Genomic DNA, 19,377 nt, shown 5'->3' on the forward strand with positions numbered 1-19,377 from the left:
GTCGTCAGGCTCCTTAAAAGGCTGTTTCAAAAATCCTGATGCTGCGCGAGAGCAGGGCCTGCCTTTCCTGATACGCGGTATTCCGGCCGCTGTCAGGCGCGGCCGCCTCTGTCGCCCTGGGCGTTGGTCACGCGGTCCGCCAGCCATTCCCGCATGTCGCGCGCCGTTTCCTCGGTCACGGGGCCGGCGGACAGGATGCGGTACCATCGCACGGCATCGGGGTCGTCCCGGCCGCGCTTTTCCAGCCACCGCGTCAACGGCCCGTCCTTCAGGTGGAACCCGCCCGGCGGCGGATGGCCGCGCGTGGCCGCCCACAGATAGGCCAGCGCGCCAAGGTCGCTGTGAATCCTGCTGTCTTCTTCCTTCCGATCCTGGTCCGAACGGGTGCGGTACCAGTCCAGGAAATCATCCGCCGGCATCGGCCGGGCGATGCCGAACCCCTGCCCGTAGCGGCAGCCCAGATGGCGCATGGCCTCGATCATGTCGGCGTCTTCCAGGCCTTCCATCACCACCTGGCTGTGCAGGTCGTGGCCCATTTCCCGCAGCGAGCGGATGACGCTGAAGATCTGCAGGGGCACGTCGCGGATATGGCGCAGCAGGCCGCGATCCACCTTGATGCAGTCGAAAGGCGTCGCGGACAGCCGCAGCAGGTTGCTGTGGCCCGCCCCGAGATCGTCGATGGCCATCTGCACACCCATCGCACGGAAATCCCGCAGCACCGTCCCCTGCCTGTCGGAATCGAGGGCCTGGTTTTCCAGGACTTCCAGCGTCAGCCGGCCGGGCGCGATGTCGTAGCGGTCCAGCATGTCGCCGACCATGCGCAGGACGTTGGCGTTCGACAGGCAGGACGGCGGCATGTTGACCGACAGTTCGGTGGACACGCCCTTCGCGTCCCACGACTGCAGCCATGCCAGACCCTGTTCGAGCCCGATCTGGAACAGCCGGTCCAGTTCGTCATGCCCCAGCAGCGTCAGGAAGGTCGCCGGAGGAAGGATCGTGCCGTCGGCGTCCTTCAGCCTGGCCAGCGCCTCGACCTTCAGCAGCCGGCCCGTGCGCAGGTCGATGACGGGCTGCATGAACATATGCAGGCCGCCCGAGAACAGGCGTTCGCGCAGGTGGGACGACCGCTCGGCGGACATGCCCTGGCCGTCCCGCCACAGTCTTTCCCATTTTTCCTGCAATCCAATGGCGAACTTCCGCATGTCGGCGGATTCGAACTGGTTGGGGCAGGCGCCGAACAGGGTCAGCACCAGCGCCGTCGTCCCGTCCTGGCGCCGGACGGGCACGCTCATGGCCGAATGAATCCGCAGATCGGCCATCAGCGTGTGCCACGGCGCCATGGCGTCATCCAGTTCGATGGACGGACAGGTCTGCCGTTCGCCCGTGCGCCAGGCCCGGGCGCCGATGAAGCTGCCCTGGTGCGACCCGGGGTGCGCCCCATGGTGCGCCCCATGATGCGACCGGGCGATCACCGGCCGCGCGTCGCCGCGCAGCAGCGCCTCGTCCAGTGCCGGGGCGCACGGCCCGGCGATGGATTGCGCGACCAGTTCCCCGGCCGCGTTGGGGCGGCCCAGAAAGGCCGCCTGGATACCGGGCAGCCTCGCCAGGGCGGTCAGCGCGTCGGCGCTGACCTGGCCCCACGCGCCGCCGGCCCCCTCGTCGGACAGGGACGCGGCATAGGCCTTGTGCACGCCCGTCCCGATCAGGCGCCGCATCCTGCGGTCGTCCCGATAGCGGGCCTCGACGATCTGCTGCACCAGGTAGCGGTCGTCGCCGCTGACGCCGCCGGCCTCCATCTCCGCCAGAAGCAGGCGCATATAGCCGCTCTGCTCGGCGACGAACACGACCGGATCGACGCCGAACAGCGTATACATCGTGCCCAGCGTGCGCGCGGCCGCCAGCACGTCCTTCCTGCCCGTCGTGGGGGCGACCAGGAATTCCAGATGCTTCGCCTCGCGGTCGTTCAGGCGCTCGTGCTGCTCCTGCGTCAGATTGGCCAATACCGGCGCGCCGCCGCTCTTCTTCCAGATCGCCGGGATCGCGGCCATGCGAACACTGTCCGCGATCCGGGCGGCGGCCCTGGCCGCCCGGACCAGCAGGTCCGCGGCCTTCGTCCCGTAAGGCGCGATCGGGAACAGGTCCGCGGCGGCGTCGTCTTCAAGATCCAGCGCCTCGTCGAGGCCGGCCGCGAAATGCCAGTTGGCCTCGCGCTTGTTCGGGTTCTGCTTGGCCCTGTACATCGCGTTGTCGGCCCGGCGCAGCAATGCCTCCGCCCTGTCGCCGTCCTGCGGAAAGAGCGCGACCCCCATGGTGAGGCCCACCCTGGCGGTCTTCCCGTCGTCCAGGACGAACGGCTCCGCCACGACCGAGGCCAGGCTGTCCAGCGCCGCCGCGGCCTGTTCGTTCGCCGTGGCCGCGTCGAGGTTTTCCAGGACGACCACGAACTCGTCGCCCCCCAGCCGGGCGACATAGCCGGTCTCGCGCAGGGCCTCCCACAGCCTCCGGCTGAGTTCGGCCAGCACCTTGTCCCCGGCCGCGTGGCCGTAGGTATCGTTGACGGCCTTGAAGCCGTCCAGGTCCATCAGCCCGATCGCCATGGACATGCCGCGCTCGGTGGCCCGTTCCTGCGCCTTGGGCAGGTATTCCTCCAGCGCCAGCCGGTTGGGCAGCGCGGTCAGCGCGTCGCGCCGGGCGAGCCGGGCTTCCTCGTGCCGCAGTTTTTCCAGGTTGCGGCTGGTGTCCAGCCGGTCCAGGCTCTGGCCCATCAGGTCCGCCACCCGCCGGCACAGCGTGATGCTCTTGTCGTCGAAGCCGCCGATCCGCTGCGTCGTGAAGGCCAGGACGGCCCAGATCTGGCCGCCCCGCAGCACCGGGACCGACAGCACGCCGCGCCATCGGTAGTCCGCGATCTGCCAGTAGCCCTGGACCGCGGCAAGGTCGGTCGCCGGATCGTTCGTATAGACCAGGTCCTCCTCCCGCCAGGACCGGACCGTCATCGGCAGGGTGTCGGCGTCCATATCGATTTGCCATTTCAGCCGGGTGATGACGTCCCCGCCCTTGCCCGCATGGGCCCGCACGCGTATCCGGCCGGACAGGTCGGGCTGCGCCAGCCAGACGGCGTTGAACAGCGTGCCGTCGACCAGCGTGTCGCATACGGCGCGGCATTTTTCGGCCTCGTCCTCGGCGGCGAGCATGGCGGACACGGCGTTGATCAGCGCGCGATACAGGCGTTGCGTCTCCTCGCGCGCGGTCACGTTCTCGATGGTCCAGACCGAATCCGTGCCCGGCGGGTCGTCCAGCATCACGGCGGACAGGTCGGCGATCACGTCCTGCCCGTCCGGCCCGGCCAGATGCACGCCGGACAGCCTGGCCTGGCCGGTGTCGCGCAGTTGCGCCTGTGCCCGTTCCAGTTGCGGCCCATGGGTCCTGTCGGCCAGGATCGCGTCCGCCGGGGCGTTGTGCAGGTCGTTCGGCGTGCAGCCCACCAGGGCGGCGGCGAAGGCGTTCGCACGGTGGATGCGCGTGTCGCGCAGCAGCACGATCCCCACCTGCGACCGGTCGATCTGGGCCGCGCGCGACCGCAGTTCGTCCTGTGTCCTGAGTGCGCGCGACAGGCCGGCCACCGCGTCCAGCAGGATCGTCCTGACCGCGGGATCGAACGTATCGTCCTGCGCGTCATAGACGCCGAACACGGCCCAGACCCTGCCGGCGCGCCAGAGCGGCAGCGCCGCGCAGGACCGCACGGCCAGCTTGCGCATCCGGGCCTGCCAGGGCCGCAGATCGTCCTCCCGCGCGATATCGGCACAGAAGACCGGTTGCCTGTCATGCCAGGCGCGCCCGACATGGCCGTGACGCGCCGGCATGTCGGGGCTGGCCGAGAAAGCGGGATCGTGCAGTTGCGGAACCGGCCCGCTATACGCCAGCGGATGGAAATCCCCCCCGGCGTCCGGCCGGGCGACGAAGGCGGCCCGCAGGCGCGCGGTCCGGGTCGCGGCCTCGCATGCCGCGTGCAGCAGGGCGGTTTCGTCCATGGCGGGATCGAACGCCATGCCGACGCGTGCCAGGAAGGCGTTGAAGCCGTTCAGCCGCTCCAGCCGTTGCAACCGCTTGCGCTGCCCGTTGTCCCGCGCGCCTTCCGCCAGCGTGGCAAGGTGGCGCGAAGCGGGTAGCAGGGGACGCGGCACACGCATCAGAGCCCGATCCGAAAGTTTTTGAACAATACCAGCCTGTTGTGATTCATCCGTCTTTGCGAAGAGATGGAGTGAATGGTGACATGGACTGGTATTGCCCGACGTGAACATAGCCGGGAAGGGTTGCGATATCCATCGGATATGACGGACGGGGAGTGGGCTTTGATCATGCCATTTGTACCCCCGGCGAAACGGGGCGGTCGCCCCCGCACTACGGATATGCGCGAGGTGGTCAACGCGATGCTCTACATAGCCTCGGCCGGGTGTGCGTGGCGCCTGCTGCCGAAATGCTTTCCGCCGGTCTCGACCGTCAGGCGCTATTTTTACGCCTGGCGTGGTGCCGGAGTGTTCGAAGTCATGAATACGGTGCTGGTCATGAGCCTGCGCGAGATCGAGGGGCGTGAAGCCTCTCCGAGCGCGGGCGTGATTGACAGCCAGTCGGTGAAAACCACGGAAAGTGGCGGGCTTTCGGGCTATGACGCGGGGAAGAAGGTCAAGGGCCGCAAGCGCCATATTGTGACGGATACCTGCGGCTTCCTGATCTTTCTCCTCGTTCATGCCGCCGACATCCAGGACCGTGATGGGGCTGTTGATGTCCTGGCAGCGATACGCAGGCGCTTTCCCTGGCTGCGCCACATCTTCGCTGATGGCGGCTATGCTGGCGACAAATTGCGATCCGCGCTCGCCTCCATGGGAAAATGGACCCTTGAAATCATCAGGCGGTCCGATACGGCGAAGGGCTTTCAGATCCTGCCGCGCCGCTGGGTGGTTGAACGGACATTCGCATGGCTGGGACGGTGCAGGCGGCTCGCCAAAGACTGGGAACAATCCATTGCTTCCTCAACCGCATGGACATTGATCGCCTCGATCCGAATGCTCACACGACGGACAGCAAGGCATTGTCACGGTTGAAGAACTTTCGGATCGGGCTCTCAGGTCGTTCCAGTCTTCAAGAAAAAATTAAATATATTGCTTATTATACTGGAAAGCGGGCCCCGTTCCAGATTGATATCTGTGATATTTCTGGCTGGTTCAATACAGTGGGCCGAAGCCCGATCCGGGCGATTTTCCGCATGGTTCAGCGAATGCGGGCCATGGCCGGCCGGGCGTGCGGGCACGGAATTGTTATTTCGTCATTTCGGGGGGAGAACTATCGCGCCGGCGGCGTGGCTGCATCTGTCGGGTCGCATGCGGGCCCGGCACCTTTATGGGGGGGCGCCTTTACGGGGCGGCGGGGGCCGTTTCGGCAGGGCCGCGCAGAGGAGCGCGGCCGCCAGCGCGTCCAGGCCGAGTTGGCCGATCCAGGCGGTCAGCGTGCGCGCCGGGTCCCCGCCGCACGCGATCAGGGCGGCGTCGGTGCACAGGAGCAGGAGGCCGGCGGCGCGCAGCCGATGGGGGCGCCGGTCGCGGGGGGTGGCGCCCCAGAGCGTGGCGGCCTGTCTGGGCGTGCCGGCGGCCAGCAGCAGGACGGCGACGAAGCCGAGGATCGTGATCACGGGGGTCATGGCCGTGGGGCCGAGCGCCATGCGGCCCAGCCGAAGCCCGCCGCCAGGGCGAGGGCGACCAGGGTGACGCCTGTCGTGACGGGGGTGGGATGGCCCGTCAGGCTGCCGGCGGCCGCGACGGCCAGGCAGCACAGGGTGGACAGGCCCAGCATTTCCCCCCAGCCGCGCGCGGGGGGGCGGAGCGCCGCGAGGACCAGCATCGCGGCCCAGGTCAGGAATACCGCCCGGACTTCCATGCGGGATCGGCCGGCGAGGTCCGGCGGCAGGAGGCGGTTGGCCAGGAAATAGGCCGAGAAGGCGACGGGGGTGCCGGCGATGAAGCCGACATTCAGCCGTTCGACCAGCGCGGTGCCGAAGCCGGGCGCGCGGCGGTGGCGCTTGATCGTCCACAGCCGCAGGCCGGTGCCGATCAGGCCCGCCAGCATCAGGCCCGAGAGGAAATAGAGCCAGCGCGTGACGCCCGGCGCGAAGCGGGCGACGTGCAGGCCGTAGAGGAAGCGGAACAGGCCGAGGGCCGGCCGGGTTTCCGCCTGGTCGGCCAGGACCCGGCCGGTGGGGCCGTCGAAGCTGATCACGTGGCGTTCGACGCCGATCCCGCTGTCCGTGCCCGCCACCATGATCACGACCGAGGCCGCGTCGGCCGGATTCAGGACCGTCACCCGCGCGATGCCCGCGCCGCCGAACCGCTGTTGCGCCGCGCGCAGCATCGGCCCGATCGGGGCCAGGGTTGCCGGCCGGTTGCCGGCCGGTCGGTCGACCGTGCCCGGGTTCAGGTCGCGCTGCACCGCCGCCTGGTCGGCGTGGTAGAGCGCCTGCGTCCCCCACGGCATCAGCAGCGTGGCCAGGGTGACGGCCCCGGTGAAGGCGATCATCAGGTGGAAGGGCAGGGCGGCGACGCCGAGCAGGTTGTGGGCGTCCAGCCAGCTCCGCTGGCCCTTGCCGGGCCGGAAGGTGAAGAAATCGGCGAAGAGGCGGCGATGCGCCACGATCCCGGTCAGCAGCACCAGCACCAGGGCCATGGCGGCCACCGCCGCCAGCAGGCGGCCCCACGGGTAGGGCAACTGAAGCTCGAAATGGAAGCGGTAGAAGAATTCGCCGCCCAGCGTGTCGCGGATGGCCGCCGGGCTGCCGGTGCGCGGGTCCAGCGCGCGCTGCACGAACCCGCCATCGGCGGCCCAGACGGCCTGGGTCCAGGCGGCGCGGGGGCCGGCGGGTTCCAGGAACCAGGCCGGCGCGCGCGCGGCGTGGACCGACAGCCACCCGACGGCGGCGTCGGTCGCGGTGACGGGATCGGCGGTGCGCCCCGCCAGTTCCGGCCGCATCCAGGCGCTGATTTCCGGCCGGAAGACGCTGAGCGTGCCCGACAGGACGATCGCGAACAGCAGCCACCCCGCGACCAGGCCCGACCAGGTGTGCAGCCAGGTCATGGAGCCTCGGAAATCGGGCTTCACGGCCGCCACCCGGCGCCCATCGCGGCCGCCAGCAGCACGATCGCGGTGCCGCCGAGGCCCGCCCACGCCCGCGTGGCGCTGCCGGCGTGAAAGCAGGCCATCACGATGGCGGGCCAGGCCAGCAGGGCCGCCAGCGTGCCCGCGACCGAAGCCTGTGTCCGATCGGCCGGCCACCAGCAGGCCACGGCCACGGCGACCAGCGCCGCCACGCCGTAGCCGCCGGCCGTGCCGGCCGCGATCCGCGCCGCGATCGAGATCCGCCGGTTCATCGCGTCCCTACCAGCTGAAGCCGAGCGAGGCCTGGGCCGTCCGGCGTTCGCCGTACCAGCACCATTCGTCGTACGGGGCGTAGCCGTAGCAGCTTGCGACGTACCGTTTGTTGAAGAGGTTGCGGACGCTGGCCTGGACTTTCCAGCCGATGAAGGCATGCCCGAGATTGGCGAGGTCGTAGCTGGCGGATGCATCGAACAGAGTATAGCTCGGCACCGTGATGTCGCCATAGGAGGCGGTGCCGCCGAAGGCGCTGTCCACGTGGCGCAGGCCGCCGCCGAACCCCAGGCCCTTCAGCCGGCCCGACGGCATGGTGTAGTAGCCGAACAGGGTTTCGCCGCCCTTGCCGACCTGGATCAGCGGCTTGCCGGTCGACAGGTCGCGGACCTTCTGGGTGTTGGCCGTGGCGACGACGGTCAGGCCCTTGTACACGTTCACGTGCGCCTCGAACTCGAACCCGTCGGAGCGGACCTTGCCGCTTTCGGTGCTGTAGTTGGAATTCGGGACCGCGACCAGCACGTTCGTCTGTTCGATATGGAAGCCGGCGGCCGTCAGCAGGATGGGCAGGCCGGGGATCTGGTATTTGAAGCCGCCTTCGAGCTGCTTGCCGACCGTCGGGTCCGCCTGGCGCGTCGACTGGCCGCCATTGCTGGAGACCACGCCGGATTGCGGCTGGAACGAGGTCGAATAGCTGATGTACGGGGCCAGGCCGAACTTGAAATGATACAGGCCGGCGGCGCGCCAGGTGATCATTTCCGGGTTCTGGCTGCTGTAGCTGCCGCCGATGGTATCCTGCTGGTGGCTGCGGTACCAGTCGTTGCGCAGGCTGCCGGTCAGGTGCAGGTTGCCGAGATCGACCTGGTCCTGCGCGTAGACGCCGATCTGGTGCTGGTCGGTCAGGTAGTTGTTGGAGATCGCGGGCGGCGTGATCTGCTGGCGATAGACCGGGTGCAGCACGTTGATGGACGGCGCGGAGCCGAATCCGTCCAGTTCCGTCGCCTCGCTTTCCTGGTAGTCGAAGCCCAGCATGAGCGCGTGGCGCAGCGGCCCGGTGGAGAAATGGCCGGTCAGCTGGTTGTCGAAGGCCAGGTTCCGAAGATGCTCGCGGGCGTAGGCCGTGCCCCGGCTGAAATTGCCCAGGGCTTCCTGCGCGTAATCGCGCTCATAGTCGGGGTCGAGATACACGCCCTCGCTATAGACGCTTTCATAGACCGTCTTGACGTCGTCGTGCCGGCCGCGTGACGAGAACGCCCAGTCGGCGTTGAAGCGGTGGTTGAAGATATAGGTCGTCGCCCACTGCCGGCGGTTGAATTCCTCGAAATTCGGGTCGCCGTCGTAGAAATTCTGCCTGATGTACCCGAAGGCCGCGCGTTTGAGCGAGCCTTCCAGCGGCACCGATCCGTACGAGGCATTCTGCGGGTCGTCCTGGACATTGCCCAGCAGGGTCAGCGTCGTGTCGCCGTCGCCGCCGAAGGTCACGGCCGGGCTGATGCTGTAGCGGCGGCTCTGCGTCTGGCTGAGCTGGCTGTGCGAGCCGTTGGCGGTGCCGTACAGCCGGTAGCGCACGAACCCGTTGCCGGTCAGTGCGCCGCCGACATCGCCATCCACGCGATAGAGGTCGAAGCTGCCGCCGGTCGCGACCAGGCTGCCGTAGGACGTGGCGCTGGTGGGCAGCTTGCTGGACATCGCGACCAGGCCGCCGGGACTGGACTGCCCGTACAGCGCCGATGCCGGGCCCTTGAGGATTTCGATCCGGTCCAGGCGCGAGGTGTCGATCTGGGCCGTGGCGTAGCCGGTGGGGCTGTCCTGCAGCTTGAGCCCGTCGAGGAAGTTCGGGATCGTGAAGCCGCGCAGCGCGAACAGGTCGTAGCGCGTGGCCGTGGACCCGCGCTGGTCCGGCGTGATGCCGGCCGTATAGCGCACCGCCTGGCTGAGGCTGAGGACGCCGCGTATGTCCATTTCATGACGGTCGATGACCGTCACGGACTGGGGCGTGTCCACCAGGGGCGTGTCGGTCTTGGTGCCCGAGGACGCGACGGTCGGGGATTTCCGGCCCGTGACGAGGATGCGTTCCCCCTTCGCTTTCGCCGCGTCCTGCGCCGGACCCTTGCGGGGCGTCGCGGCGGCCCGCGTGCCAGCCTTCGGGGCGGTCTTCGGGGCGGTCCTGGTGCCGGCCTTCGTCTCGGTCTTCGTTCCGGCCTCGGTCTCGGCCTGGGGCCGGTCGGCGGCGGATGCGGCGCCCAGGCCGAACACCAACCCGGCGACCACCGGGCTGAGCGTCAGGGAGAGCGTGACGGTTCGCGCGCCCTGCCTGAAGGCGGGCTGTCCGGACGCAGGGGGCGGATACCGCCTCACGATCCTGTTGCGCGCGCTGGTCCACATGGTCTGCCGGTCCTTCATTGGGATGGGTCCTTTCGAGGGTGGGGCACCATCTTATGAATGAGACTGATTCGCAATATCATAATTTGCGGGATGAGCCGGGGGCGAATCGTGTGGCGGGCGTGTCACGTTGCATCGCGGCGCGGCATGCCGGGGGCACGCCGGGGCGCTGGCCCGTCCCGGATTGCCTGTTCCGGGCGGTCCGCCGGAACCGGGAGAATCGTTGCTTGGCGACAACAATATAATTGCGGCACGACGAAGGCGGACATCGATCGCCCGCGCGAGGCGGCCGGGTCCGGTGCCGGAAACGGCGGAATTGTGTGATTTTTGCTATTGTTGCGACGGCGGTGGATACGGAAAAATATTATGACACAATAAGGGGCACGGCCGTTTCGATGGGGATGATCGGTCCCGATGCGTCAGAGGCGCGGCAGCGGCTGTGATAAAAATGTCATATATTGTGGAATCGATACGAGTGATTCCAGTTTCGTATTGAAGCGCCGGTTGGATTCGGTTCCACTGGGAGTGTTAAATAATAACGTATGCAGGAGCGGTTGAGTCTATGACCCTGAGGCGAAGCCTTATCGCGGCCACGATTTTAGCAATGCAGTTTGACCTGTCGGCGGCCCTGGCCCAGACAGCGCCATCCCAGACGGCAACGCCCCAAAAACCCGCTACCTCCGGTCATCGCCATGTCGCGAAGGCCGGGAAGAAGGCCGGCGCCCCCAAGGCGCATGCCGCGACGGCTTCGGCCGCGACGCCGGGCGTGGTGCCGGCTGCCGCGGTATCGACCGCCGCCGTGGCGCCCGTGGTCCCGGTCGCGCCCGTCTATCATGCGCCGCCGCCGGATGCCGGCGAGGCGGTGATCGTCACCGGCACCCACGCCTATAACCGGCATGCCCGCGATTCCACGGCGCCGATCACGGTCATTTCCGCCGCCACCCTGCAACGGACCGGCGCGGTCAACCTCGCCGACGCGCTGACGCGCATGGACCCGTCGATCACCGAGCAGACGATGGGCGCCGACGCGGGCGCGCTGACCTCGTCCATCCGCATGCGCGGCCTGAACCCGAACGAAGTGCTGGTCCTGGTGGATGGCAAGCGCCGCCACACCACGGCCAACATCTATGCCGACCAGGGGCCGCAGCAGGGTTCGACGCCGGTCGACCTGAACATGCTGCCGGCGAATGCGATCGACCATATCGAAATCCTGCGTGACGGCGCGGCGGCCATGTACGGCTCGGACGCCATCGCGGGCGTGGTCAACATCATCACGAAGAAGACGGCGCACGGGCTGAACCTGACCGGGCAGACCGGGGCCAATGCCTATAACGGCGACGGCTGGCAGTACCAGACCGGTATCGATGGCGGCTTCAGCTTCCTGGGCGATGGCTATGTCCATATTTCCGGACAGGTCGAGCATGCCGACCACATGGTGCCGAAGGGCGCGTCCGACCTGCGTACGGACCCGAACAACGCGGATTACGGGGGGGTGAACTTCCCCAGCAATTCGAACATGATCATGAGCACGCCGGAGGAGACGCGCGAAAACCTGCTGATCAATTTCGGCAAGACGGTGACCGAGGGCATCGATTTCTACGGCCAGATCACCTACGCCCATCGCCACAGCGAGGCGTACGAGAACTACCGCACGCCGACGAAGGCGCCGCAGATCTATCCGGCCGGCTTCTCGCCGCTCGAGACGATCGACGAAAACGACTTCGCCGCGACGCTGGGCCTGAAGGGCGACAATTTCCTGGGCTTCGACTGGGATGTCAGCACGACCTACGGCCAGGATGACGATACGATCGGCAACAAGAACACCGCCAATCCGAACATGCTGAGCACCGACCCCACGGTGTGCGGCACGAACCCGGCGAACGCGGCCACCTATTCGACGGACGGCTGCGGCTGGTCGCCGACCACGGTGCTGGCCGAGCGGTATTCGCTGGCGCAATGGACGAACAACGCGGATTTCCGCCGTCGCCTGAAGATTGCCAACGTCGTGCCGGTGACGGTGGCCTTCGGCGCCGAGCATCGTCTGGAACAGTACCAGATCTGGCCGGGCAATCCGCCGTCCTACCAGATCGGCGGCACGCAGGGTTATGCCGGCCTGATGCCGGAAAACGCGGGCAAGTGGGGCCGTGACATCTGGGCCGGCTACCTGGACGGCGACTTCCACCTGCTGCCGCACTGGGACCTGGATTTCGCGGGCCGGTTCGAGCACTACACCGATTTCGGCAACACCGAGAACGGCAAGGTCTCGACGCGCTACGATTTCACCAAGCGCATCGCCATCCGTGGCACGGTCAGCAACGGCTTCCGCGCGCCGACCCTGCCGGAAGAACATTTCAGCGCCCTGAACGTGTCGCCCACCGGCGCCACGGGCCTGCTGTCGACCACCAGCGCCGCGGGCCAGTCGGTCGGTGCGCTGCCGCTGAAGCCGGAGCGCTCGTTCAGCGCCGAGGCCGGCCTGGTGCTGGAGCCGATCGACGGTTGGCACGTGTCGGCCGACGTCTACCAGATCAACATCCGCGACCGCATTTTCGGCAGCTCGACCTTCAGTGACAGCGATGCGCTGAATGCGATCGCCATGACCGGTGCCTCGCTGCCGGCCGGCATCACCAATTCCGACGTGTTCGTGAACTACTTCGCCAATGTCGGCAGCACGAAGACGCAGGGCCTGGACATCATGTCCGACTACCTGCTGCGCCTGAACCAGTACGGCAACGTGGACCTGAGCCTGGGCGTCAACCTGAACCGCACGAAGGTGACCCGCACCAACACCCTGGCCAACAGCCTGCCGGCGCTGAACGCGCAGACCGCGTCCTACCTGACCAACGGCGCGCCGAAGAACAAGATCGTCCTGCAGGCGCACTGGACCATCGGCCAGTGGGACGTCAACGTCCGCCAGACCCGCTATGGCGCGACCACGATCCTGCAGACCTACGAGGACCAGGCCCCGGAGGCGCTGCAGTACTCGAACACCCAGTGGCTGTCGTTCAAGAACACCGCCGCGTGGATGACCGACCTGGAAGTGGGCTATCGCCTGAACCACATCTGGCACTTCGCCGTGGGTGCGAACAACATCTTCAACGTCCGTCCGCGCCGCCTGCCGCTGATCGTCAACTACCTGGGCGCCAACCAGTTCGACCAGAACTCGTCCGGCATCCCCTTCACCGGCGGCTACTACTACGGCCGGATCAACGCATCGTTCTGACCCGGTTTTTCCAGTCCGACGCTTCGGGGCCCGCGGTTGCATTGCAACCGCGGGTTTCGTCGTTCTGGGACGCATGACGCAACGGTATGACCGCATGCGGAAATAGAATTAGGGCGGGGGGGTATTCCGTCCTATTGTTTCGCAAGGAACGTGCTGCCCGGCATCGCGGGCGGCGCCCCGTATCGGAGAGATCGTCATGCTGGCCGACATCCTTCACGGTCCCGTGATCCCCGACCCTGCCGTCGCCACGCGCGAGGTCGCGCGCGCCGCATCCGCCTCTTTCGCCCAAGGGTCCGGGCCGGTCGTCTCGGCCAACGGCCGCGACGCGGCGGCGCGGACGCCCGAGCAGATTCACGCCGCCCATCATGCGGGGCTTCGTCAGTCGCGCGGCCGGGTGAAGTCGGGCCGGGCGTAACCGGTTCAGAGTCCCGGCGTGCGGCAGATCGCCTCGATTTCATGCCGGTCCGGGTCCAGCACGCTGGCCGAGAAATAGGGACCGCCATGGTCGGTCTGCAGGCATGGCGTGGTGCGGCCGCGCCCGCCCGCCGCCAGGGCGGCCATGTGGAATTCCTCGACCGCCGTGCGGCTGTGCGCCGCGAAGGCGATCTGGACGTGCCCCGGTGGGGCGTCGTGCAGGGTCAGCCACAGGAACGGGTCCCGTCCCGTCAGGCCGTAGCCCGCATATTCCAGCCCGTCCCGCACCGTGCACACCAGACCCAGCGGGGTCAGGACCCGGTCGTAGAAGGCGCAGGCGCGCAGCAGGCTGGTGACCCGGATGGAGATATGATCGATCATCGCCTGTCCTCCCCCGGTGGCGGGCAGCGGATGCGCGCATCGCCGCGGCTCTGCGGCCGCTGATGTGGGGCGGGGGGATGGTGGCATGGTCGCCGGCCATCGCGCGATCACGCTTGTGCGACGGACGTGAGAGGGAGGTCCCGCGCCGGGTCGCCGCCGCGCTTTCAATCAGGCCCACAGCGCGGCTTTGCGGCGGTTGTCAGAACGCTTTTGGAACTGTGGGCTGGTGAGCGAGAGTGACCCGGCACGGGTCGCGGCCAGCGTGTGTTTTTGAGCACCGAAGCGCAGCGGCCTTGTGGGCCGTGAGCATCGGAGCGCAGAAAACGCGCGCTGGATCGCCGCCAGCGCGCGGTTCCAAAAGTGTTCCTACAGGTTGGCGGTGAAGGAGAACTTGAAGGTCCTGGGCAGTCCTTCCAGCAGGTAGCCGTTGAAGGCCGAGGCCCAGTAGCGGGTATTGGCCAGGTTATCGACGCCGAAGCGCAGCGTCAGCGGCTTGTGATCGACCGCGAAGGTGTAGCGCGCCGCCAGGTCGAAGCGCGTCCAGACCGGCAGGTGCAGCGTATTGGCGGTGTTGACCCACTGCTTGCCCGTATTGACCACGCGGCCGACGACCGTCGCCCCCTTCAGGAAGGGCAGGTCGTATTCCAGGTTGCCGTTGATCGTGTAGTTGGGCACGCCGATCGCGCTGTGGCCGTCCTGCAGGCCGCCGGCGGTGCGCCGCAGGTCGGCGTCGATGACCGTGCCGCCGCCGTTGAAGCGCAGGCCCGGCAGGATCTGGCCGTTGACGTTCAGTTCGATGCCGCGATTGCGTTGCAGCCCGTCCTCGGTGAAGCGGTAGGTGCCGGTGTTGCCGATCGCCTGGGTGTAGGCGTTGGGCTGCGAGATCTCGTAGACCGCGAGCGACGTGCTGAAGCGGCCGGTGTCGTATTTGGCGCCGACTTCGTACTGCGTCGATTTGTAGGGGGCGAACACCTGCCCGACATTGACGACGTTGCCCGATGCCGTCTGGCCCGGCGACAGGCCCTCGATCCGGTTGAAATAGAGCGCGGTGCGGCGCGTCGGATGCACGACCAGCCCTACGACCGGGGTGATGGCGTCCTGGTCGTAACGCGAATTGACCGGCCCCCGGCCGGAGGGCACGTAGTCGTAGCCGTCGATCAGCATGTTCTGGTAGCGGAACCCGGCCGTCAGCGCGACGCGGTCGCGGAAGAAGGACATGGTGTCCGAGAAGAACAGGCTGTACAGCCGCGTGTCGTTGATCGGCTGCGGGTTGCCGACATTGCCGCCGTTGAAGGTGTTGGCCAGCGGCGCCGTATAGGCCGTGCGGTAGATGTTGGTGGAAATCGAGGTCAGGGCCATCGAATAGGCCGTGTCCGTTTCCTCCCACAGGGCGGAGCCGCCGGCGTTGATCTCGTGCCGGACCGGGCCGGTGTCGAAATGGGCGCGCACGCCGGCGCGGGTGCTTTCGTTCGTCTGCACGTAGGGGACGTACATGCTGCCGGCGGTGCCGTCGCCCGTGGCGGTGTCGGTGACGGTGGGGTTGGAATAATTGCCCTGCTCGTTCCCGCCCATGCCGCCGAACGCGCCGTAGAGGGTGACGTGCTTGGACAGGTCGTGTTCGACGTTGATACCAACTCTGGTCCGCCCTGACTCATATGTGATTGCCTGACGGTATCGTTCTGGAACGAGCTGTGATTCACAGGATGCCGAACCGGGCGGGAGGCATCCGAATGGGCGGGGCGTTAGCGTTGCGTGAGGATTATGATGCGGCGGGACTGCGTGCTCTGGCGCGGACAACGAGGCATGCGGGCCAGGCGCGTCGGCTTCTGGCGCTGGCGGCGATCTACGATGGTGCTTCACGCGGAGACGCGGCACGACTGGCTGGGACGGATCGGCAGATTGTGCGGGACTGGGTGGTGCGTTTCAACGCCGAGGGCCCGGATGGCGTGCGGGATCATCATGGGGGCGGTGTCGTTCCCCGCCTGACACCAGCCATGTTGGAAGCCCTGATGCGCCGGATCGAGGACGGCCCGATCGCTGCCGTGCATGGGGTGGTGCGCTGGCGGCAGGCTGATCTGGGGCAATGGCTTTATGAGGAATTCGGCGTCTCTCTTTCGCGCAGCCGGCTGAGCGCCGTTATCCGGGGCCTCGATTTCCGCCTTCTGACGGGACGCCCCCGGCACCATGCCCAGGATCCCGAGGCCCAGGACGTTTTTAAAAAAGCTTCCCCGACGTCATAGCCGGGATCCGGGCCCGGCATCCCGGCAAGGCCATCGAACTCTGGTGGGGCGACGAGGCGAGGGTCGGCCAGAAAACGAAGCTGACGCGGCGATGGGCCAGGCGTGGCACCCGTCCACGGGCCATCTCCGATCAGCGTACACGTTCGGCCTGGATCTTCGGAGCGATCTGTCCGGAACTGGGCAAGGGGGCGGCCCTCGTCCTGCCCTGGTGCAACCTCCACGCCATGAACCAGCATCTTGCCGAGATTTCCCAGGCCGTCGCGCCAGAAGCACACGCCGTCCTCATCGTCGATCAGGCAGCGTGGCATACCAGCCCAAAACTCGACATCCCCGCCAACATCACCATCCTGCCGCTTCCGCCACGCTCGCCCGAACTCAATCCGGTGGAAAACGTCTGGCAGTTCATGCGCAATACCTGGCTGTCAAACCGGATCTTCCGCACCTATGACGACATCGTCGATATCTGCTGCCACGCCTGGAACCAACTCGTCGACCAGCCCTGGCGCATCATGTCTCTCGGGCTACGACAATGGGCACATGGGTTTTAACAAACAGGAGTTGGTATGAGCATGCCGAAGATGTAGTTCAACTGGTTATAGGCCCAGGGCTGGCCGAAATTGCTGGCGGGGGCTGCCGGGCGCGGGACGGCGGTGACGCCGGTGCCCAGGAAGATGGCCGGCCGGCCCCAGTCCACGCCCTGGTTCTGGTAGTCCATGTCCAGCGAGATGCGGGTGCGGTCGTCATGCCAGTCGAAATCCGCGCCCAGGGCGGCGGAATGGCGATGTTCGTGGTCGATGGAATCCTCGCCGGACTGGCCGGCGACGTTCAGCCGGAAGCCGAAGGCGTTGTCCCGGCCGAAGCGGCGGCCGAAATCGACGCTGCCGCCGCCCAGGGCGTTGCTGGTGTAGTCGCCGGTGACCTGGGTGATCGGCGTGTCGGTCGCGTGCTTGAACATCAGGTTGATGTTGCCGCCGATGGCCGAGCCGCCGGGCGCGGCCCCGTTGAGGAACGCGCTGGCGCCGTTCAGCACCTGCACCTGGTCGTAGAGCTGCGGCGAGACGAGCTGGCGGGGGGTGATGCCGTACAGGCCGTTGATCGACACGTCGTCGCCGTCGATCTGGAAGCCGCGGATCACGAACATCTCGGAGAAATTGCCGTATCCGTACGTGGTGCGGACGGACGGATCGTTCTCCAGCACCTGGCCCAGGGTCTGGGATTGCTGGTTCAGGATCAGGCTGGAGGTGTAGCTGCGGACGTTGAAGGGGACGTCCAGGCCCTTCTTGGTCCCCAGTACGCCCAGTTGGCCGCCGCTGATGACCTGCATCTGGTTCTGTCGCCTGGCCGTCACCACGATCTTTTCGTCCTTCGTGGCTTCGGACCGGGTCGGGGTGTCCTGCTTGCCGGCGTCGGGTGTTTTTTGGGGGTGCGTCTGGTTCTGGTTCTGGTTCTGGCTCTGGCTTGGGATCCGGGTCTGGTCCGCTGCCCGGGCGGGCGCCAGCGGCAGGATGCCGGTCGCGACGGTCAGGAGGACGAACCCGGCGGCGTGGGGCCGGTGATCGGGCGACGGGCGAAGGAACAGGGTCACGGGGGCCTCGGTGATAGCAATTTCGAGGCCACGTGATATTCGACACTGAGAATTATTCGCAACATGAATTTCGGTTCCGGACAATGTTTTACGGCCTTTCGCGGGATGTGTGGCGCGGCCGACACATGCGAGTGGCTCGCAATTGCAAATTGTGCGGGGCTGTCATTCCGGGTGGGCGGGACGCACTGGCTCCGGCGCGTCCCGCGGGGTTGTTACAGGCTGTTTCAAAAGCCCTGATGCTGAGCGAGAGCGGCCCGAAATGCGCATCGGATCGCCGGCAGCAGGGCTTTTGAACAGCCTGTTACTGGCAAGGTGCGGAGTCGGGGCACGCATCCTGCCAGCCGACGCGGTCCAGCGTCGCTACCGCGCCGGTCCAGGGGACCCAGCCGGGGGCGCGGGCGCGGCGCAGGGCGGTGTTCGGGTCGTAGGTCCGTTCGCCCGGCAGCAGGGTGGCGGCCGACAGGCGGCCGATGGTGGCCAGCAGGCTGGCCTCGGCCACGATCGTGTCGTGGCGGCTTTCGGCCAGCGAGACCTCGGCCGCGCGCAGGTTCTGGTCGGCGATCAGCACGTCGATGGTGCTGCGCATGCCGTAGCCGTATTCGGTCTGGTAGCCGCGCAGGGCCGTGGTGGCCGACGCCACCTGCGCGCGGCCGGCGCGGATGGCCACCATGCCGGACTGGACCTGCTGCCAGGCGGTGACCACGCCCTGGATCGCGGCGCGGCGCGAGGCCTCGACGGTCTGGCGCGCGGTTTCGAACCTGTCGCGCGCCTGGCGGATCTGCGCGCTGTACAGGCCGCCGCTTTCGATCGGCTGGCTGAAGGTGACCATGCCCGTGACCTCCTGGTCGTAGGCCGATCCGTGGAAGGGCGAGGCCGCGCCGATCGACCCCAGGGTGGCCCGCACGCCGATCGTGGGGTTCCACGATGCGCGGGCGACGTCGATGTCGGCCGCGCTGGCGTCCTGGGCCGCGCGGTCGCGCGCCAGGGCGGGGTTGGATTGCTGGGCCAGCGCCACCGCCTGGGGCAGGGTGGCGGGCAGGGCGGGCAGGGCCTCGGGCTGGGTCAGCGGCCCCGGGTCCGCCCCGACGGCGGCGCGGAAGGTGGCGCTGCTGGCGGTCAGTTGCGCCTGCGCGGCCGCCAGCGCGGCCTCGGCGGCGTCGCGCTGGGATTCGGCCTGTTCGACGTCGGTCCGCGTCACCTGCCGGGTGGCGTCGCCCCCCAGGTTGAAGCGCGTGGTGGTCAGCCGGGCCTGGCGGGTCAGGGTGCCCAGGTCGGCCTGGCGCACCGCCAGGATGTCGCGGTCGCGCAGCACGTCCATGTAGGCGGAGACGACGGTCTGGAAGGTCTGGGCCTCGGTCAGGCGCAGGGCGTGGCCGGCGGCGTAGGACCGGGCGTCGGCGGCGCGGACCTTGTTGGCGACCTGGCCGCCGGTATAGATTGGCTGGTTGACGGCCAGGTAGGTCTCGGCGTCGTTGGTCTGGAACGATCCCAGCGCGTATTCGCCGGTATAGGGTCCCTGCTGGTAGACGGCGTTGACGTTGGCGGTCACGGTCGGGCGCCAGCCGCTGCGGGCCTGGGCCGAATCCTCGGTCGCCGCGCGCTGCGCCGCCTGCTGGCCCAGCAGGCCGGGATTGCCCCGGTACGCCAGCGCCAGGGCCTGCTGCAGGGTCATGGCCGTACCTTGGGCCGTACCTTGGGCTGTAGCCTGGGCCGTATTTTGGGCCGAAGCCGGGCCCGGTTCC

At 67.6% G+C, this 19,377-nt stretch carries 11 protein-coding genes and 2 pseudogenes; 4 read left to right on the plus strand and 9 right to left on the minus strand.

What is annotated here, in order from left to right; all coding sequences use genetic code 11:
• Positions 1–92: 92 nt before the first annotated feature.
• Entirely contained in the window at positions 93–4,190 is a 4,098-nt protein-coding gene (locus GDIA_RS13015; protein WP_012554434.1) for an EAL domain-containing protein, read from the minus strand.
• Positions 4,191–4,265: 75 nt separating this feature from the next.
• Between GDIA_RS13015 and GDIA_RS13020 the strand changes: the two genes are divergently transcribed.
• Positions 4,266–5,102, plus strand: a complete 837-nt coding sequence (locus tag GDIA_RS13020; protein ID WP_012222260.1) for an IS5-like element ISGdi1 family transposase — start codon at positions 4,266–4,268, stop codon at positions 5,100–5,102.
• 293 nt (positions 5,103–5,395) lie between these two features.
• Here the strand turns inward: GDIA_RS13020 and GDIA_RS13025 are convergent, their stop codons facing one another.
• Genes GDIA_RS13025 through GDIA_RS13040 form a run of 4 tightly spaced genes read right to left on the minus strand, consistent with a single transcriptional unit; the run spans position 5,396 to position 9,816 of the window.
• Positions 5,396–5,695 carry a DUF3325 family protein gene (locus GDIA_RS13025; protein WP_012554435.1) on the minus strand — a complete coding sequence of 100 codons (300 nt, stop codon included), beginning with the start codon at positions 5,693–5,695 and terminating at the stop codon, positions 5,396–5,398.
• Positions 5,692–7,122: a PepSY-associated TM helix domain-containing protein gene (locus GDIA_RS13030; RefSeq protein WP_012228418.1), complete on the minus strand. Its 1,431-nt coding sequence runs from the start codon at positions 7,120–7,122 to the stop codon at positions 5,692–5,694. The genes GDIA_RS13025 and GDIA_RS13030 overlap by 4 nt, the downstream gene beginning before the upstream one ends.
• A gap of 20 nt (positions 7,123–7,142) precedes the next feature.
• Positions 7,143–7,415 (minus strand): hypothetical protein, encoded by a 273-nt coding sequence (locus GDIA_RS13035; protein ID WP_012554436.1) that lies wholly within the window; start codon positions 7,413–7,415, stop codon positions 7,143–7,145.
• A gap of 7 nt (positions 7,416–7,422) precedes the next feature.
• Complete coding sequence (locus tag GDIA_RS13040) at positions 7,423–9,816, minus strand: TonB-dependent siderophore receptor (protein WP_012554437.1); 2,394 nt, start codon at positions 9,814–9,816, stop codon at positions 7,423–7,425.
• A 541-nt stretch (positions 9,817–10,357) separates the two neighbouring features.
• Between GDIA_RS13040 and GDIA_RS13045 the strand changes: the two genes are divergently transcribed.
• On the plus strand, positions 10,358–13,015 hold the full coding sequence (locus GDIA_RS13045; protein WP_012554438.1) for a TonB-dependent receptor plug domain-containing protein: 2,658 nt from the start codon (positions 10,358–10,360) through the stop codon (positions 13,013–13,015).
• Positions 13,016–13,211: 196 nt separating this feature from the next.
• A complete protein-coding gene (locus tag GDIA_RS13050) occupies positions 13,212–13,430 on the plus strand; it encodes a hypothetical protein (protein ID WP_012554439.1) in 219 nt (72 codons plus the stop codon).
• 5 nt (positions 13,431–13,435) lie between these two features.
• On the opposite strand, the gene GDIA_RS13055 is transcribed toward GDIA_RS13050, so the two are convergent.
• A complete protein-coding gene (locus GDIA_RS13055) occupies positions 13,436–13,810 on the minus strand; it encodes a VOC family protein (protein WP_012228430.1) in 375 nt (124 codons plus the stop codon).
• A gap of 366 nt (positions 13,811–14,176) precedes the next feature.
• Positions 14,177–15,439 (minus strand): annotated as a pseudogene (locus tag GDIA_RS13060) (TonB-dependent receptor); the annotation flags it as partial.
• A 101-nt stretch (positions 15,440–15,540) separates the two neighbouring features.
• On the opposite strand from GDIA_RS13060, the gene GDIA_RS18710 reads away from it, so the two are divergent.
• Positions 15,541–16,598, plus strand: a protein-coding gene (locus tag GDIA_RS18710; RefSeq protein ID WP_157864192.1) for an IS630 family transposase whose coding sequence is annotated in 2 segments (ribosomal slippage) — positions 15,541–16,033 and positions 16,033–16,598 — 1,059 coding nt in all. Because the reading frame shifts where the segments join, the coding sequence is not laid out codon by codon here.
• A gap of 17 nt (positions 16,599–16,615) precedes the next feature.
• Here the strand turns inward: GDIA_RS18710 and GDIA_RS13075 are convergent.
• Positions 16,616–17,635 (minus strand): annotated as a pseudogene (locus GDIA_RS13075) (TonB-dependent receptor plug domain-containing protein); the annotation flags it as partial.
• Between the two features lie 301 nt (positions 17,636–17,936).
• Positions 17,937–19,307 carry a TolC family outer membrane protein gene (locus GDIA_RS13080; protein WP_244410108.1) on the minus strand — a complete coding sequence of 457 codons (1,371 nt, stop codon included), beginning with the start codon at positions 19,305–19,307 and terminating at the stop codon, positions 17,937–17,939.
• Positions 19,308–19,377: the final 70 nt, after the last annotated feature.

Origin of the sequence: Gluconacetobacter diazotrophicus PA1 5, assembly GCF_000021325.1 — a bacterium.
Taxonomy (GTDB): Bacteria; Pseudomonadota; Alphaproteobacteria; order Acetobacterales; family Acetobacteraceae; genus Gluconacetobacter; species Gluconacetobacter diazotrophicus.

Bases quoted from the DNA above. Each gene is read 5' to 3' on its own strand.
- GDIA_RS13015 (WP_012554434.1), bottom strand. From the start codon at position 4,190: ATGCGTGTGCCGCGTCCCCTGCTACCCGCTTCGCGCCACCTTGCCACG.
- GDIA_RS13045 (WP_012554438.1), top strand. From the start codon at position 10,358: ATGACCCTGAGGCGAAGCCTTATCGCGGCCACGATTTTAGCAATGCAG.
- GDIA_RS13020 (WP_012222260.1), top strand. From the start codon at position 4,266: ATGGTGACATGGACTGGTATTGCCCGACGTGAACATAGCCGGGAAGGG.
- GDIA_RS13050 (WP_012554439.1), top strand. From the start codon at position 13,212: ATGCTGGCCGACATCCTTCACGGTCCCGTGATCCCCGACCCTGCCGTC.
- GDIA_RS13080 (WP_244410108.1), bottom strand. From the start codon at position 19,307: ATGACCCTGCAGCAGGCCCTGGCGCTGGCGTACCGGGGCAATCCCGGC.
- GDIA_RS13040 (WP_012554437.1), bottom strand. From the start codon at position 9,816: ATGAAGGACCGGCAGACCATGTGGACCAGCGCGCGCAACAGGATCGTG.
- GDIA_RS13055 (WP_012228430.1), bottom strand. From the start codon at position 13,810: ATGATCGATCATATCTCCATCCGGGTCACCAGCCTGCTGCGCGCCTGC.
- GDIA_RS13035 (WP_012554436.1), bottom strand. From the start codon at position 7,415: ATGAACCGGCGGATCTCGATCGCGGCGCGGATCGCGGCCGGCACGGCC.
- GDIA_RS13025 (WP_012554435.1), bottom strand. From the start codon at position 5,695: ATGACCCCCGTGATCACGATCCTCGGCTTCGTCGCCGTCCTGCTGCTG.
- GDIA_RS13030 (WP_012228418.1), bottom strand. From the start codon at position 7,122: ATGACCTGGCTGCACACCTGGTCGGGCCTGGTCGCGGGGTGGCTGCTG.